At 53.4% G+C, this 15,803-nt stretch carries 19 protein-coding genes; 10 read left to right on the top strand and 9 right to left on the bottom strand.

The window, feature by feature from the left end; genetic code table 11:
- Positions 1-5 precede the first annotated feature (5 nt).
- Positions 6-1,469 (bottom strand): alpha/beta hydrolase, encoded by a 1,464-nt coding sequence (locus DXT74_RS15090; protein WP_194426362.1) that lies wholly within the window; start codon positions 1,467-1,469, stop codon positions 6-8.
- Positions 1,470-2,676: 1,207 nt separating this feature from the next.
- Here DXT74_RS15090 and DXT74_RS15085 point away from each other — a divergent pair.
- From DXT74_RS15085 to DXT74_RS15075, 3 genes are all read left to right on the top strand, one after another.
- Positions 2,677-2,994 (top strand): hypothetical protein, encoded by a 318-nt coding sequence (locus DXT74_RS15085; RefSeq protein WP_162787882.1) that lies wholly within the window; start codon positions 2,677-2,679, stop codon positions 2,992-2,994.
- Positions 2,995-3,642: 648 nt separating this feature from the next.
- A complete protein-coding gene (locus tag DXT74_RS22725) occupies positions 3,643-3,879 on the top strand; it encodes a hypothetical protein (protein WP_196783775.1) in 237 nt (78 codons plus the stop codon).
- A 209-nt stretch (positions 3,880-4,088) separates the two neighbouring features.
- The gene (locus DXT74_RS15075) at positions 4,089-5,306 is read left to right on the top strand and encodes a YncE family protein (RefSeq protein WP_194426361.1); all 1,218 of its coding nucleotides are present in this window, start codon (positions 4,089-4,091) and stop codon (positions 5,304-5,306) included.
- 194 nt (positions 5,307-5,500) lie between these two features.
- On the opposite strand, the gene nudC is transcribed toward DXT74_RS15075, so the two are convergent.
- The 3 genes from nudC to DXT74_RS15060 are packed head-to-tail and all read right to left on the bottom strand — an operon-like array spanning position 5,501 to position 8,666.
- Positions 5,501-6,304 carry an NAD(+) diphosphatase gene (gene nudC / locus DXT74_RS15070; protein WP_043634693.1) on the bottom strand — a complete coding sequence of 268 codons (804 nt, stop codon included), beginning with the start codon at positions 6,302-6,304 and terminating at the stop codon, positions 5,501-5,503.
- A gap of 27 nt (positions 6,305-6,331) precedes the next feature.
- Positions 6,332-7,468, bottom strand: a complete 1,137-nt coding sequence (locus tag DXT74_RS15065) for a YbdK family carboxylate-amine ligase (RefSeq protein ID WP_231138191.1) — start codon at positions 7,466-7,468, stop codon at positions 6,332-6,334.
- 1 nt (position 7,469) lies between these two features.
- On the bottom strand, positions 7,470-8,666 hold the full coding sequence (locus DXT74_RS15060) for a cation:proton antiporter (protein WP_231138190.1): 1,197 nt from the start codon (positions 8,664-8,666) through the stop codon (positions 7,470-7,472).
- Positions 8,667-8,829: 163 nt separating this feature from the next.
- On the opposite strand from DXT74_RS15060, the gene DXT74_RS15055 reads away from it, so the two are divergent.
- Positions 8,830-9,630 (top strand): zinc-dependent peptidase, encoded by an 801-nt coding sequence (locus tag DXT74_RS15055; protein ID WP_231138189.1) that lies wholly within the window; start codon positions 8,830-8,832, stop codon positions 9,628-9,630.
- 1 nt (position 9,631) lies between these two features.
- Here DXT74_RS15055 and hpaR read toward each other — a convergent pair whose 3' ends face one another.
- Entirely contained in the window at positions 9,632-10,081 is a 450-nt protein-coding gene (gene hpaR, locus DXT74_RS15050; RefSeq protein ID WP_051002808.1) for a homoprotocatechuate degradation operon regulator HpaR, read from the bottom strand.
- Between the two features lie 313 nt (positions 10,082-10,394).
- Here hpaR and DXT74_RS15045 point away from each other — a divergent pair, with 313 nt between their 5' ends.
- The 6 genes from DXT74_RS15045 (at position 10,395) to DXT74_RS15025 (ending at position 13,665) form a co-directional block, all read left to right on the top strand.
- On the top strand, positions 10,395-10,694 hold the full coding sequence (locus tag DXT74_RS15045) for a hypothetical protein (protein ID WP_194426360.1): 300 nt from the start codon (positions 10,395-10,397) through the stop codon (positions 10,692-10,694).
- A 103-nt stretch (positions 10,695-10,797) separates the two neighbouring features.
- The gene (locus DXT74_RS15040) at positions 10,798-11,418 is read left to right on the top strand and encodes a DUF2239 family protein (protein ID WP_194426359.1); all 621 of its coding nucleotides are present in this window, start codon (positions 10,798-10,800) and stop codon (positions 11,416-11,418) included.
- 32 nt (positions 11,419-11,450) lie between these two features.
- Complete coding sequence (locus DXT74_RS22720; RefSeq protein WP_196783774.1) at positions 11,451-11,831, top strand: alpha/beta fold hydrolase; 381 nt, start codon at positions 11,451-11,453, stop codon at positions 11,829-11,831.
- Positions 11,819-12,373, top strand: a complete 555-nt coding sequence (locus DXT74_RS22715; RefSeq protein ID WP_196783773.1) for an alpha/beta fold hydrolase — start codon at positions 11,819-11,821, stop codon at positions 12,371-12,373. Before DXT74_RS22720 ends, DXT74_RS22715 begins: the two co-directional genes overlap by 13 nt.
- Positions 12,374-12,690: 317 nt before the next feature.
- Positions 12,691-13,077, top strand: coding sequence for a hypothetical protein (locus DXT74_RS15030; RefSeq protein ID WP_194426358.1), 387 nt, complete (start codon positions 12,691-12,693; stop codon positions 13,075-13,077).
- Positions 13,078-13,110: 33 nt separating this feature from the next.
- The gene (locus DXT74_RS15025; protein ID WP_194426357.1) at positions 13,111-13,665 is read left to right on the top strand and encodes a DUF2726 domain-containing protein; all 555 of its coding nucleotides are present in this window, start codon (positions 13,111-13,113) and stop codon (positions 13,663-13,665) included.
- 228 nt (positions 13,666-13,893) lie between these two features.
- Here DXT74_RS15025 and DXT74_RS15020 read toward each other — a convergent pair whose 3' ends face one another.
- The 4 genes from DXT74_RS15020 to DXT74_RS15005 form a co-directional block, all read right to left on the bottom strand.
- The gene (locus DXT74_RS15020) at positions 13,894-14,124 is read right to left on the bottom strand and encodes a hypothetical protein (protein WP_194426356.1); all 231 of its coding nucleotides are present in this window, start codon (positions 14,122-14,124) and stop codon (positions 13,894-13,896) included.
- Positions 14,121-14,585, bottom strand: a complete 465-nt coding sequence (locus DXT74_RS15015; protein WP_194426355.1) for a hypothetical protein — start codon at positions 14,583-14,585, stop codon at positions 14,121-14,123. Before DXT74_RS15015 ends, DXT74_RS15020 begins: the two co-directional genes overlap by 4 nt.
- A 275-nt stretch (positions 14,586-14,860) precedes the next feature.
- Positions 14,861-15,505, bottom strand: a complete 645-nt coding sequence (locus DXT74_RS15010; RefSeq protein WP_194426354.1) for an H-NS histone family protein — start codon at positions 15,503-15,505, stop codon at positions 14,861-14,863.
- A gap of 60 nt (positions 15,506-15,565) precedes the next feature.
- On the bottom strand, positions 15,566-15,802 hold the full coding sequence (locus DXT74_RS15005) for a hypothetical protein (RefSeq protein ID WP_194426353.1): 237 nt from the start codon (positions 15,800-15,802) through the stop codon (positions 15,566-15,568).
- Position 15,803: the final 1 nt, after the last annotated feature.

Genomic DNA, 15,803 nt, shown 5'->3' with positions numbered 1-15,803 from the left:
TGCGATTAATGACGCTGCCTATGACAAGTCATATCATCTTGTTTTTTATCAGGCGCATTCAGATAGTCGATAATCGCCTTGTCCACACATTTTTCCTTTCCCGATAATGCTAGAGTGTGCCCATCTCCTTCTAGAGTAATTAATCTACCTTTAAATTGAGTCGCCATATTTTTTGCATTCTGCCATGGAGTCGTAGGGTCATATCGCTGGGCTACAAAAAGCAACTGAGGCAAGACGGGTGTGCTAGCAGGACGTCTCGAATGAAAGTTGCTCTTCCAAGGCCACATATCGCACAGTTCAACAGGATCTTGTTCTTGGGGCTGGAAATTGATTGCAGGGAACGCTTCTTTTATTTTTCGTCTCCGATAAAGGATATCATCCCGACTGAGTCCAGCGGGAGAAAAATCGACACAAGATATGACATTAAGAGCATCCTCCGATAGGTTTGAAATTGAATCAGATTCCTGCTGGCTCAAAATTTTTTCTACCTTTTTTCCGACAACGCCTTTACTTAGCTGTCTTACTACTGTGGCCAAATCGGGCCAGGATGAATGCCATATTAGGAGTGATGCGGTTAGCGATCTCAGCTCATTGGCTGATACCTGCTGACCATCTGACCTGGATAGTGGCGAAGAATGCAACTTGTTTAGCAGATCAATGTACTGTTGAGTTGCTACAGCTTTATCGGCAGAAAGCGGGCATTTTTTGGTTTTTGCGCACCATGCAGCAAATCGTTCAAAAGTCGCCTGATATCCTCTTTCCTGATTCTCTCGCATGAGATAACTATCTTTTGCTTCATCAATGTCTACAACACCATCAAGTACCATGGCCCGGACGTTATTGGGAAAACGCTCTGCATAAATCAAGCCGACTTGAGTTCCATATGAGTATGCTAGTGCTGTTAGTTTTTTATCGCCTATAGCTTGCCGAATACGATCCACATCACTTGCAGCTTCGTCAGTACCCATATGTTTTAGAACATCAATGCCTGTATATTTAACACAGGCATTGATCAGGTCTTTGTTGTAATTTTCGGGGGTAGAAGGCTCTTCTATCATTGTGCAGTCAATTATGGGCTTAGACTGCCCAACCCCTCTAGGGTCGTATCCCACGACGTCCCAAGATTCATGTATTTTCTTGGCGGATCCTTCTATATCTACCCATGGGTTAAGGCCAAAATAACCAGGTCCTCCGCTGATAACCAAAAGAGAACCCTTACTCACCCCTTTGGCAGGAAGCCGGGTCAGAGCAAGCCTGACTACATTTCCGGCACCCTGTTCATTAAGACTTGTTCCACTGATGTATTTCAATGGGACGTCTAGGTACCCGCACTGCAGTTCGGAATTAGGAGGGTCTTTAAACCAGTGACGGAACTTTAAGCCTGAGCAATTTTGCCATTGGATTGTTGAAGCCTCGGTGCTAAATGATATGACGCTCATCAATATTAGTATGGACATGAAATAATTCATTTAGCCATCCCCAGTGTAGTTGTCTGACATGTACAAGTGCCAGAAGTAGCCATACGCTTATTGCGCGTTATATATGCTTGCCTCTGGCGGCCGGGCAATTGATAGTTGCCGTCGAGACTATATCAGTTTGATTTATGCTACTTCCCCACTTTCTTGTGTATCTTTTGCTGTCAATTTGTACATACAAACCGCAGCAGTCCGGTGTTAACAGCTTCGGTGTAGATCTACTGCACCAACTCGATACCCAGGAACAAGAGCTAGGCGACGTCCGCGCACGAGAACGTGCCTAGGCAAATAATCTGGGCACGTGGATTAGGCGGCCTTCTGCTCGGTCGCCGGCGCACGCGCGACCGATCCTGCGCGCTACACGCTGTCTCCCGTGCGCTAAATCTGAAGCTGCGCCACTGATGAACACAGGTTGTCGGTCACTTCGTTTTAACCGTCACGAACCTACTCCGGCCGGGGTTGCGACAGGCCATCGGTATCATGCAAAGCCTGTTCAAGCTGGCAGGGCCGTCCCGGGCTACTGCACGCTGTCCAAGGGATAGCAGATGCTGCAGGTCCAAATTCACTACCAGAAAAATTCAGGCGCGCTGAGCTACCGGCATCAATATGTTGGGCGAAGGTGAGTGAAAAACCAGGAAGCACTGAGCGGAATATCGCAGGCAATTGCGTAAGGGTACATTAGGGCATCGATTCGGAAACCCAGCAAATCTACTCCATTGAAGTGATGGACAGTAGTTCAGTGTGTGCGCAAATTTTGCCTTCGCGCAAAGATACGAGTCTGTGGAAAGGAAGTTCGCTGGGCTACCAAACTCCGATCGAGTTCCGAATTTCTCACCTTGAGGCCGGAAATCTCTAGATTAGGTCACAGGGAAAATGAGCGCCGACACATAGTCAAATCGTCTGAATATTTTTCATTATTTTCTAATTAGCAATGCTTGACCGTCCCTAAGTTTTCCAAATAATGTGAATAATACCTAAAAAGGTCTGTGAACTGTAGTTGCCTCATAAAGTCCCTACAGTGTGCGGCCGCATTGATATTAACTCCATTGTTAATATTATTTTTATTTTGACTTTCTTAATCAAGGCTTAATGTGGGTGTTGAGGCGAGAGCCTTTAACTATTCCTGTTGCCTAAATTTTATCGTCACTATAGAAATTTGCGGTTTTGCTGCATTTTTCTCGCACATTAAAGGATTTGAGTCATGAAGACCATCAACGCTCTAACCATTCCTTTTGCCGCTTTTCTTCTGCTGGCTTCCTCTATTGCCAGCGCATCATCTATCGGCTCCACTCAAGCCAACCAAGTCACTTCTGCCACCCAACAAGCCAGCAAGAATGATAGCAATCTATCCCCAAGTGCTCTAATGGATCAAATCCAACCAAGGAAACCAGGGCAATGCTTCTCCGCAAAGAACTGCACAGGTAAGGTTATTGGAAATCACCAGCATGCCCACAACTGCAAGAATGCCGGCGGCAAATCTTGGCGGAGTGGTGTGACTGGACAATGCAGTAATTTGTAATTGCTCAGATCTTAATCTGTAACTAGAGCTTCGCGAGCCTCGGCTCGCGAAGCTTTGACGTGCTCACCGTGTAATGCGTCCACGACGTGTAGTAGATCGTAAACAGGTTCAAAGACATAAAAAGACCCCAGCCAAAGTTGGCTGGGGCATGGTCATAACAGGAGGCTGACATTGAGGGTGCCAGCTACAGCCTGTTATAGGCATGGGATATGCCCGTTAGAACTGACCAAAAGACTGGCGGCTCAGCATTGATGCAGCCCCCCGACGTTTTTGGCGCGGAATGTTGCTTGTGGCCATCCTTACCGGAAACGGCAAGGCTGGTGCGGTCTGTGCGTTGAGCTCCTCAAGGGGGGGGCTCGCACTGTAATGCCGACTTTTATATTTCCAGAAATGATTTCTAACGAAAATGCTATTTCACACATCTATTTAAAAATCATATCCATATAGATCCAATTGGAATTTAAAGATAATAAATAATCACTTTTGGCGATATGACATTTCTGATTAGATGCAAACATCACTTGCAGCTTCAGGATGTCGCCATGCCATGACGCACCCCCATATACCTCCACCATCGTGCTCCTAGTGCGTAAGGGCAACCTCAAGAGCGTTCGCGATTGGGACAACCTGATCAAGCCCGGCGTCTAGGTGATCACGCCCAACCCCAAAACCTCGGCGGCGCATGCTGGAACTATCTGGCGGCCGGGGGATGTGCTGAAACAGCCCGGCGGCAACAAGGCCAAGGCTTGCGCCTACTTTGATGAGCTGCACAAGCACGTGCCGGTGCTCGACACCGACGCGTCTAGAGCGAGGCCGACCTTTGCCAACGCGAGCAGCGCCTCCGGCGTGAATGCTTCCCCGGCTGCGGTGTGTTTGATCCGCTAAGTGGGGCAAGGCGAAAACGGTTGAGGAAGCGGGATGTACGCCTCAGTGCATGAGCATTTCGAAGACGGTTGCAACGCATTTGTCTGACTATCCCGTCAACGCGCAGCGTATCCAAACAGGTTCTAAACCGTTTTGCCAAGATCGCAGGTGCTTAGTTCATTGCTGACGCTATTCGGGCGTCGGGATGCCGCAACAAGAGGAGTGATGCTATGAAACTCAAACATGCCTGGCGCAAAGTTCGCCTGACGAGCACGTTTTCAATCATCGCAACTACGCTTGGCATGGCTGCTTGCCAAGCCGTTGTGCAAGCTGGGCCAACGCTGCCACAAGCACAGTTGCTGACACTGCCTGGCTCACCTTTTGGGATTACAGCCAGCACTGATTCTCATTGGCTATTTGTCGGTTTGAGTGGCGCGGTCAATGGCATTGCCATCGTGAACACACGTACTAGCAGCCTTCAACTTGCAAGAGTAGTGAAGACCAATGGGCCGATATTCGGGGTAGCGTTAAGTCGAGACGGGCGCTACTTGGCGGCGGTGGTGAATGACCACAACGCGCCGGCCTTGCTGATTTTTGATGCCGGCCAATTGGCGGCCGGCAAGTTGTTGGCCCCGGTGGCTTCCGTGAGCTTGCCGCCCAAGTCCGGGCCCATCAACGTGGTATGGACGCCGAACGGGGACTTGCTGGCTGTGGCGGAGGAAACCTCGGGCCAGGTTGCCATCGTGGACCTCAGAAAGGCCTTGGCGGGCACTGATGCATTGATATCGTCGATCAGGGTTGGGACGGCTCCTGTCGGTATGGCAGTTTCCAATGATGGCGACCTTCTATATGTCACAAGCCAAGTTGCTGATCCGTCTTTGCACGGCAGCAGTCCGAATGCATGCCCACGCCTTGGCTCGCCTACTCAAAGGGAGCGACAGGGAAGCCTGAGCGTGATTGACCTGCGCCTTGCTCAAAGTTTTCCGAAGCAGGCAGTGCAAACCCAATTGGCGGCAGGCTGCCAGCCAGTACGTGTTGTGCTATCCAAAGACGAAGACGTCGCGTGGGTTACGGCGCGAGGTGACAATACGGTTCTGGCGTTGCGTACCGGCCGCTTGGCAGACAAAGGCAGGCAAGCATTGATCTCAACGACGCCAGTTGGAACCTCCCCTGTAGGCTTGGCTTTATTCGACCACGGCCGCTATATCGCCGTTGCCAATAGCAACCGATTCACGACGGGGCAGATAGGGAGCCTAAGTGTGGTGAGCGCCCCCTCTGCGTTGGCCGGCAAAGGCTCTACCGCCGTTCTGCGTTCATTCCGTGCTGGAGAGTTTCCCCGTGAAATAATCCTTTCACCTGACGAGCGCTCTCTTTACCTAGGCGAATACAGTTCAAATGTGTTGGCGCGGGTCTTCGTGTCAAACTTGCTTGCCGCCTCGCGAAACTAACTTGGGCCAGGATGTCTGCGTTCTTGGCAAAATCAGAAAGTGAGGGTTGCCGCCGTTCTGGCGCCAGGAGAGGACTGTCGTCTTTGTCACAAAAACGAAGCATGGAAGCAAGCAGGCGCGTCGACCTGCTTGCCATGGAAGGATGAATGTCGTGTGGCGGAGGGGCGGGCAGGGTCCACCATGGGGCTATCCAGCTAGCCCCGTCCCTCATTCCTCTCGCGCAACCAAGCCACGGTATGGTTCAGCAATTGATAGGCAATGGAGATGGGCGTTGGGGTTTGCGGCAGGGCGTCGATGTCGAACCAGCCGGCGTCTTCGATTTCCCCCTCCTGCGGCAGGATCTCGCCGCTGTCGTATTCGGCGGTAAAGCCCAACATCAGCGAGTGCGGAAAGGGCCAGGATTGCGAGCAGACATAGCGCAGATTTTTGATGCGAACGCCCACTTCCTCGAAGGCTTCGCGGTGCACGCATTCCTCCAGTGTTTCGCCGGGTTCGACAAAGCCGGCCAGCGCGCTGTAGACGCCGGGAACGAAGTGAGGGCTGCGCGCCAGCAGTAATTCTCGGCCGCGATGAATCACCACCATCATCGCCGGCGACAGCTTGGGATAGTAAAGCTGGCCGCAGCTGGAGCAGCGTTTGCCGCTATCTCCGGACCGCTGAAGCAGCGGCCCGGCACAACGGCCGCAATAGCGATGAGTGCGCTGAAACTGGCGGATCTGCGCGGCGCGGGCGATGGCGGGCGTCAGCCCGGAGGGCAGGCTGAGCAAGGCCGGCCGCAGAGCCAGCCAGTTGCAGCCGGCCGGCGGCGCGCCCACTAGTTCCGCCAAATAAAGATTGTGACCATCATGTACGCCGATGAACAGTTGCTGGGACAGAGGCCAGCCGCGCGCGCGCTCATCCGGCAAGGCCTGATCCAATAGCAGAATCTTGGACCCTTCGAAAATGCAGTAACGGGCAGGCAGGGCGGGGTCGGGCAGGGCGGGCAGGTCGAATGGCATGGCGGCTAGTGATAAAGTCGTAGCCGCTTAGTTTACGCCCACTCCCGGCGCCGCGTACATCCAGTGTTCGCTTTGTTGCCGCACAACTTCGGATAAAGAACCGCTGCCGTCGAACACTTGACGCAGCCAAGCGCTGTCGGACTGTCGCTTCAGCACCCGTTGCCGCAAGGCGACCAGCTGCGCCTGATTGCCCAAAGCCTCGGCCTGCGGTTCCAACTGATTCAGCGTGTTGAGCAAATCCTCTTGCAGTCCGATCTGACTATTGTTGCCGGCATCCACCAACATGCCGTCAAAACCGAAGCGGCAGGCCTGAAAGCGATTGTAGCTATAGGTCAGATAATGTTCCTGACACACCTCGTCCTGCTGCTCGCCCAGGCAGCGATGCGCCAGCATCTGCGCGTAAGCCGCCAGCAATACCGGGGTCTCCACCGACAAGGGCGTATCGCAAATGCGGATTTCCACCGTGCCGTATTCCGGTTTGGGTCGGATGTCCCAGTAGAAATCCTTCATGCTGGCGACAATGCCCAGATTGGCCATGCGCCGGAAATAGTCGTTGAACTGCTCCCAATTATTGACGCAAGGCATGCAGCCGGATAACGGAAAAGCGTTGACGCTAGTTAGTCGCGAGGTTTGGAATAGCGTATCCACGCCCTGGTAAAAAGGAGAGGAGGCGGACAGTGCGATGAAGTGCGGAATGTAACGCGCCAGATAATGGGTTAGCCGCACTGCGCTGTCGCCATCCGGGCAGCCGATGTGAATGTGCTGGCCGTAGACAGTGAATTGCTTGGCCAGATAGCCGTACAGCTCGGAAACCAGGTGATAACGCTCCTTGGGGTAGATGCGCTGCTCGTCCCAATGCTGAAACGGATGCGAGCCTCCACCGGCCAGCCCCAGGTTCAGTTTGCGCGCGCTGTTGACCAGCAGCTCGCGGATAGCCAGAATTTCCTCCAGCATCATGTTGACGTCGCTGTGCACAGCGGTGCCGATCTCTATCATGCCCTGAGTGATTTCCGGCTTGATGTCGAAACCGTGCTGCTGACGATTCACCTGCAGAAGCAAATCGTCCGAGCCGCGGGTCAAATCGTAATCTCGCCGATTGAGAATCATCAGCTCCAGCTCCACCCCCAGGGTTAGCGGCTGACTGCGGTTGAATTCCAGCATCATCTTACTCCTGCGGCCGGGTTTCGCCGGCCAGCTTCAAGGCCAGGCGGGTCAACACCGGCGCGCACAGCTCATTGATCACCAAGATGGCCATCATCACACCGCTGAAGTTGCCCGCGGCGGCTCCCAGGGAAATCGCGCCCAGGCTCATCAGCAGCGAAGTGCCTCCGGACCAGGAGTTCAGCGCCAGCCCCAGGCAAGCGCCATGGCGCTTGGGTAGGCCGTTGGCCCCGGCGGCCAGCCACCAAATCAATACGGCAAAGCCGGTTCGCAGCAGCAGGCAGGCCGCAGCCACCGGCCAAAATTGCGCCAGCGACTGCGGCGCCAATTGCGCGCCGGCGGCCACGAAGAACGCCACGGTAAAGATATGGGCCGACGACATGATGCCGCGTTCGGTCACAGTGTGGCCGTGTTTGAGATTGCGAGTGGCCAGGCCCGCCGTGAGCAAGGCCAGAGACGGCAAAACCTGCAGCATGTCCGCCACCCCGACCACCAGCGCGATCAAGCCGAACAGCATGACCTTTTGCGATTCGCGCTGCCGGCCGCCCAGCCAACGATTAAGCTGGATTGCCGCAAGGCCGGCCAGCAAGCCCAGCGCACAGGAGGCCAGCGTAAGCCAGCCCGGCAGCAAAATACCGCTTTCCACTCCGTTGTTGCCGGAGAGGTGTCCATAAGACAAGGCCAGTGCGAAGCAGGGCAGCGCCAGCAGATTGGACAGCGCGGTGGCCACCAACAGACGCTCGCTGACCTGACCGTCCGCGTTAGATTCCCGTACGATTTCCAGAGTGACCACCGGAGAAGTGGCCACGCCCAGCGCCGCCAACATCAGACTGGCCGCCAGCCCCAGGCCAAACAACTGCAAAGCGGCAAACAGGCCGAGCAGGGTCAATAGGCAATAGAACAAGGTGGTCAGCAACAAGGTGCGTTCTACCCGCAGCCACCGTAGATCCACGCGGCGGCCGGCTTCAAACAATGCGATGCCCAAAGCCAAGTGCACGAAAATGGACGCTTGCTGCAATAGCTGCTCGTCCAGCAGCCGCAGGCTGTGCGGCCCAATCAGCAAGCCGGTCAACACATAGCCGACGATGGCGGGCAGCCGCGCCACCCGCACAGCGATCTGGCCGCCTATCACCCCCAGCGACAGCAGCACGCCGAATGCCGCCAAAGGATTGAGCGCCAGCGTTTGCCAAGGCAGGCTCATGATAATTCCCCCGTTTATTTTATGATTTTGACTGTTGCGCCAGCTTGGGCCGGCGCAGCGAAAGCGGAATATTGACGTCTTGCGACAGATCGGATGGGGCGCGCATTGAAATGCGCAAAATCGCCCTCAGAGTAGGAGAGACGATAAAACGGGACGAGAGTTCATGGCGATTGAGTGGATTCGCCGCGCGTTATCCGGCAAAACCGCTCCGGAAACGATGGCCGTGCTGCGAGAACAGGCTACGCGCATGCCGCTGCTGTCCGGTTTGGACGAAGCGGAGCTGTTGCGCTTGATAGAGTTGGCCGCCTGGATTTTGCGCAGCAAAAGCTTTTCCGGACAGGATGGGGTGCGGCTAGGCGCCCGTTCTTGCGCCAGCGTGGCCTTGCAAATGGCGCTGCCTGCCATGAACCTGGGCAAATCCGCCTTGAGCGGATGGAGCGATGTGGTGCTGTACCCGTCTCCGTTTGTCGCGCGCGACATCTGGATGGATGGCATTGGCCTGCAGCATGAAAGCGAGAGCGTGCTGATAGGCCAGGCTCGTCAGGACGGCCCGGTAGTGCTGTCGCTCCCGGACGCGCGAGCCTCTGAGCAACTGGACGGGTGGAATGTGGTGATCCATGAAGTGGCGCACAAACTGGACATGTTAAGCGGTCCGGCCAACGGGTCGCCACCTTTGCACAAAGGAATGAACCAGGCGCAATGGAGCCGCGCCTGGTCTCAAAGTTATCGTTTATTGTGCCGCATGCTGGATCGCGGAATCGATCCTGGTTGGCTGGATCCGTATGCGGCAGAGAACCCTGCGGAGTTCTTCGCCGTGTTAAGCGAGGCTTTTTTCGAGCTGCCGCATCATCTCAAGCTGGATTACCCGGAGCTTTATGAGCAGCTTGCCTTGTTCTATCGGCAAGACCCGGCAAGGAGATTGCCCGAACCCGAGGGGGTGCCCACCCCAGAGCCCGAGCGCTGACTCAGCCGACCCGCGGAGCCGGCAGTTTCTCCAGATCATCCAGCAAGCCCAGCAGCTGCGTCAGTTTTTCCTGGCCCAAGTGGCTTTCGATCTGCCGATAACAGTCTTCCGCCAACGGAGAGATCTGTTGAATCAGCTCGCGCCCGTCCCGCGACATTGAAATGATCAGCCGCCGGCTGTCAATATGATCACGCTGGCGATGGATCAACCCCGCTTTTTCCATGCGGACCAAGATGCCGGTCAGACTTGGCGGCAAGATGCAAGCCCGGTCCGCGATCACGCCGGCTTCTTGATCTCCAAAGTCCTCCAGAACTCGCAAAATGCGCCACTGTTGCTCTGTCACCCCGTAACGGTTGAGGATCGGACGGAAGTAGGCCATCACCGATTCTCGTGCCCGCAGCAGGTGCTGGGGCAGCCGTTGATTATGTAGTTTTATGTTTTTGTTGGTCATTTAGATCGTTGCTTCCGGCTGCGCGCAGCCAGTGTTGCTGGTTATCGCTCTAGCGGGCGAACTCGACAAATAAAATGCCATGCAAATACCTGTCACATATTTACTTTATTCCAAATTTTAATCCAAAAACAAAAAAAATAGCATCTCAATACCATATATCCTTCGAATTAATTATGCATACAGGGCGAAGTGACTGGCACAAGCGCTACGTGGCGGAGCAACTCAGCAGATATTTTACGTTACGGTGACGGTAATTTTTAATTTCCGTCACCGTAACGCATAATGAGCTCAGACAAGCAGAGGAGGGCACACGATGAACACGGAGCCGTTGCAAGAAAAGTCCGACGTTACCGTCAAAAAACGCGGCCGGCCAACCACAGGCCTAGCGATGTCCGGTGCTGAACGGCAGCGCAAGTATCGGGCAAATACCGTCACCGTTACGTTAAATGATAAAGAGTGGGCACACCTGACCAATATGCTGGAGCAGGCGCTAAAGGCCGATCCGGCGCGTTATGGCGAACCCGATTTCGCGCTGGCCAGGAAAATTTACAGAGCCGCCATCAAAGGCAACCCGCCGCCGGACTGCTTTCACAAGCCAGAGGCCAAGCGATAGAACAACGCGCAGTGCCGCACAATGGCGATATTTACCCGGGTAATATAGACAGAAATTTTACCCGGGTGTAAATTGGCCGCATCTTAACTCTGGTGACTGATATATGGACTCAGCTACCACATTGCCGTCCTATACCGCGTTTGATGGGCATCGACATATCGCATCCGGCCTGCTCGCATCAGTCGCACTGGCGGTAAAGCGCGTGATGGAGAATGGCTCTACGGAGCCCATTTTGATCTTCGACAACGCGACGGGCCGCACAACCGATGTCGATCTCCGTGGCACAGACGATGAAATTATTTCACGCATCACACAGACAGCGACAGACTCCAACTGTATTAACGGATCTAGCAGAGAGTCAGAACATGGCGTGCTTCGCCGCAGGGGTCGTCCAAAACTGGGAGTCGTGGCGCGTGAGATCACGCTGTTGCCACGGCATTGGGATTGGCTCTCGGCGCAGCCAGGAGGAGCGTCAGTGGCATTGCGGAAGCTCGTCGAGGAAGCCAGACGTGCGCATAATCCACGGGACAATCGCCGCGCTGCGCACGAACGAGCGTATCACTTCATCTCCGCGATCGCTGGGGATCTCCCCGGATTTGAAGAATCTACGCGTGCGCTATTTGCCGATGACCACATACGATTTAACGAAATTACCGCGAATTGGCCTGAAGATGTGCGCGACCACGCAGTAGCACTTGGCTGGCGCAGCACACCATTGAGTTAGCTTCAGCTCCCAACTTGATCCGGGTCAGGACGATGAAAACCATACAAGCAAACGGCATTAAGCTGGCTTACGAAAGCTTTGGCGACGAAGCCAGCCCCACGATCCTGCTCATTGCCGGGTTGGGAACGCAGATGATTCGATGGACGGGGCCATTCTGCGAAGCACTAGCCGCGCGAGGCTACCGCGTGATTCGTTTCGACAACCGTGACACCGGTTGTTCGACCCATTTCAGCCAATATCCTCCACTGGATTTCAGCGTGTTGGCAGCTACGCTAATGGCAGGACAGCGACCGGACGTTCCTTATACTCTCGACGATATGGCTGCAGATGCAATCAGTCTGCTTGATTCTCTCTCCATTGATCGGGCACATTTGATCGGGCACATGTCGTTGGTCGGTCCATGGGCGGCATGATCGCGCAGATTATGGCAAGCGACTATTCTGACCGAGTGTTATCCATGACCTCGATCATGTCGAGCTCGGGTAATCCTGCGCTTCCGCAGGCCGAGCCTGACATTATGGCGATGTTGACACGTCCCGCACCCAATCCTTTCACCGACGAATCGGAATTTTTAACGCACACCTTCACCTTTGCACAACGCATCGCCGGATCTAGATACCCGTTGGATAAAGAAGCTTACTGTCTTCTTGCTCTAGAAGAAGCCCGGCGCGCATACAACCCTAGTGGAACCGGGCGACAGATCGCGGCAATGGCCGTCACAGGGGATCGACGTTCACGACTGGCTACTATTAGGATGCCTGCGCTCATCGTGCACGGAACAGAAGATCCGCTCATTCTTCCAGCTTGCGGAGAGGACACCGCCACTTCGATCCCGAATGCAGACCTCATGCTGCTTGACGGGATGGGGCACGACTTGCCACCCGCGCTCTATCAGTTGATTGTTGGGGCGATAGACCAAAAGGCCCGGCAAGCCGCAACAATTGAAGTGCTCTGAAGATTAAAAGAGTCAAGCGTACGGCAGAGAAGGCGTTGTTGCACAAATCTGGCAAAGGCCTAGCCAAACTAATCCATGAGCCAACTTAACTCAAGAGTACGGGCAGACTCAATGAACCAATGTTCGCATAATGTATATTATGTCAAATCGCAGAAAGAAGAAAAAACTGTCGTTGATTTGCAACAGTCATGCACTCATGCCGAACACGTAATATGACAACGCCAACAACAACTATAGAGAGGCCCGCAAGGGCCTCTACTCATTCGGCAATGTCAAAACAAAAGTTCAGCCCATGGGCAAAGTTCGCATGCGACAGCTTGGAACTGGCCAAGCTAATGTTCACACACGACGACGACAAAACAGCAAAGGAGATTGGCGTTACCGTAACGGAATGGCGGGCGTGGAAAACGGGCGCAGAGCCAGTGCCAAAGCTAGTTTGGCTTTATCTCAAGCAAAGAAAACAGATCCAAGACATGGGGCCGTGGAAAGGCTATCAAGTCGACGGCGAACGCATCATATCCCCCTGGGGCGAGTCATTACACGTCAACGAATGGCACGAGCTGAGAGAGTACCGGCGAGCCCATCGACTCGCACAGGAACAAGCCGATCTGATTGAGCGACTGATGGCAGAACGCGACTTCTACAAAGAAAACTGCCACCGGCAAGCCAAATTCGGACTGATGCTAAATCGTCTATTCCGTTAGCATTGCGGCACAGTAACAACTCGAAAGACAGACATGACCTTTATCGCCGTCCTGCTCTTCTTTGGGCTGATCGCAGTACTTGCAATCACGAGCAAATCAAAGAAGGCGAAGCAAAAGACCGAACCAGCGCAGGAACAAGCGCCCACATCATCAAAGACAAAATACACTCTCAAGCGCAAAACACTACTCACAAAGCACGAAGAAGAATGCTTTCACAAGCTCAGACGCAGCCTAGCGCCCGATTTCTTGGTTTTCCCTCAAGTCGCACTAAGCCAAGTCATTGACGCAACCGGCGGCAGTTACGGCGAAAATCAAAGCGCACGCAGCAAGATCAAGCAAAAGGTAGCCGACTTTGTCGTCTGCAAGATCGACATGTCTATGATCGCGGTTATTGAACTGGACGACAGATCCCACAACAAGAAAAAGGAAGATGACAAAATCCGAGACAACATCATCCAGGAGGCCGGGCTAATGGCAATACGTCTCAAGCCAAATCCCGATCAAACAATCATCGACAATCTCGCACAAGCACTAAAGCAAGCGCACCCCAGACCAGAACCCCAAAAACCTGCACTGACCACAGCATAAGACGCCCTACTACGCCCGGCTCGCTGGCCGGGCTAGTCCCCCTACCCCCTTCTGTGGCACAAAACGCCACAGCGGGGCCCCTAGGGGCGCGCGAGCGCGGGGCTACGGAAACGAGCGAGTGAGAAAGCTAAGGGAAGTCTGCAGGAAAGCAGGAGCGCATCGATCTTGGCTGATGATTCTCGTTACAGTGACATTAAAGTAAGGAACAAACCGGCGTCCATGCAGCCTTCATTTTCGTCCGCTTTCCGGCAATGTGGCCGCGTCGATCTGGCCGCTGAGCCATTCCATTCCCAGCGCCCTCAGCTTATCCCAGCGTTCCGGGGTCAAGCGGATGCTGCCGGACTTGGCTGGATTCTTCGAAGCCTTGCGACCTGCCCCTGGGCGCGCGCCGCCATGAAGAACCGCGCCTGTTTCATTATCTGCTGGACGGCGGATCGATTGGGACTCACTGGCTTTCACGCTTCCACCTCCTTCAGCTCATGCTCACGGCCCAGCATCTCCACCATATAACTGGCACCTTGTTCGTCGGACACGCGTACCGCGCGGAAGCCCAGCTGCGCGGCGGCACGGGCAGTGGCGTACTGGATGTCCCAAGAGGCGTCGCCCAGGTCTTCCGGTTCTACGTTGGATTCGATGTCGTAGATGGATTTCGATTCAGCAATCAGCGCCTCGGCGGTGTCTTCGTCAATCCCGTAGCGGGTGGCAAGCTCTGCTACCAGGCCTTCCAACTTAGCGGCGGCGTCGTGACAGAACAGTTCACCGGCGGCGATGCATTCCGATTCGTCCAGTTCGATGGAGTAAGCCTTGAAGCTGCCGGCAGTCATTGCATAAACATGGCTGGAGAAGAACAGGAACGAGCCATAGCGACCGTGGGTATTGATCTGGCTGATGGCTTGCGGCGAGGTGTGAAACAGTTCCATGTTCTGCTCCATGCGGCGTTTTGTTACTTGAATTATGCAACACATAAATCAAAAATGCAAGAAAATAATCCCGTAGCCAAATAATTTCGTTACGGTAACGATAAGTAAAGACACAAAAAAGCCCAGGGCGCACACCTGGACATTTTTACGAGCAGAAATTCCGTTACGTAACTTTAATATTTACCAAAAGGATAAGTAAAAGAGTAGCGGCAAGCAGGCAAGAGATAATCGATACAGCCATCAAAACCATAACAATAGTGTTCATGGATAAGCCCTCAAACATCCAGATCGGCAAGCTGGCCGCCACCATCAAGCCAGTTTTTAACCCACACAGGCTGACGTCCCCTACCCGTCCAGGTCAACATAGGTTCATCCGGATGAGCGTAGCGCACCTGAAAATTGTTTTTCGTTACGGTAACGACTTTAGGTGCATCGGGAATTTCCGTTACGGTAACGGGTTCTTTTGACGGGGCCTGAATCTGGGCCAGCGACTTCTTGACGCGGGGCTTTTTCGTTACGGTAACGGGTTTGTCCTCAACATCCTCAATTTCCGTTATGGTAACGCTTTCTTGAACGGGTTGATTTTCCGTTACGGTAACGGTTTCTTTATAACGATTTTTTTCAAACCAGTCCGGCATTTTATTGCACTTAACGCCAGCACGGTAAATGTGCTCAACAAGGTGCGCGTATTGAAGCTGACGGATAGAACCTGAGTCAGATTCATAAAGGACTTGAAGCGATGCGGAAAGCTTGGCCCAATCATCTACAGACAAATCTATTTGAACCCTGTCCTTTTTTCTTTCACGAAACAGGCGCTGACGCTGAGCATTAGTTAATGCATTGGCACTAGCAGGACGGCCACGTTTCTTAGCAGCCGGAATCAATTCAAGCGTTGCGCTGTCATTCATGTCTTTAGCCATTTGCGTAACCTCCGTTTAGATAATTCATTATCCGTTATAGTAACGAATAATGGAAGTCGTTTAATTGGAATTCTCCAATTCTTTTATTCTCCGTTGCAATTTAACAACTCTTATTTTTAAAGCCCTGGCAATTAAATCTTTTGAAGGCGGATTAATTAAACCGTCGAAGAATCTTTCTATTCGCCTAGAATTAAATAACATTCCAGCAAAGCTAGAAACTCCAAAACCAGAGAAAAAGGCAAAAAAAGAAACAATTAAACAAAGCTTAAGAATGTCAAAAATTTCAATCGTTTGCATT

Origin of the sequence: Chromobacterium sp. Rain0013 (genome assembly GCF_015291765.1) — a bacterium.
Lineage (GTDB): Bacteria > Pseudomonadota > Gammaproteobacteria > Burkholderiales > Chromobacteriaceae > Chromobacterium > Chromobacterium haemolyticum.
The sequence above is the reverse complement of the archived record's forward strand: the minus strand, read 5'-3'. Positions and strand labels throughout refer to the sequence as shown.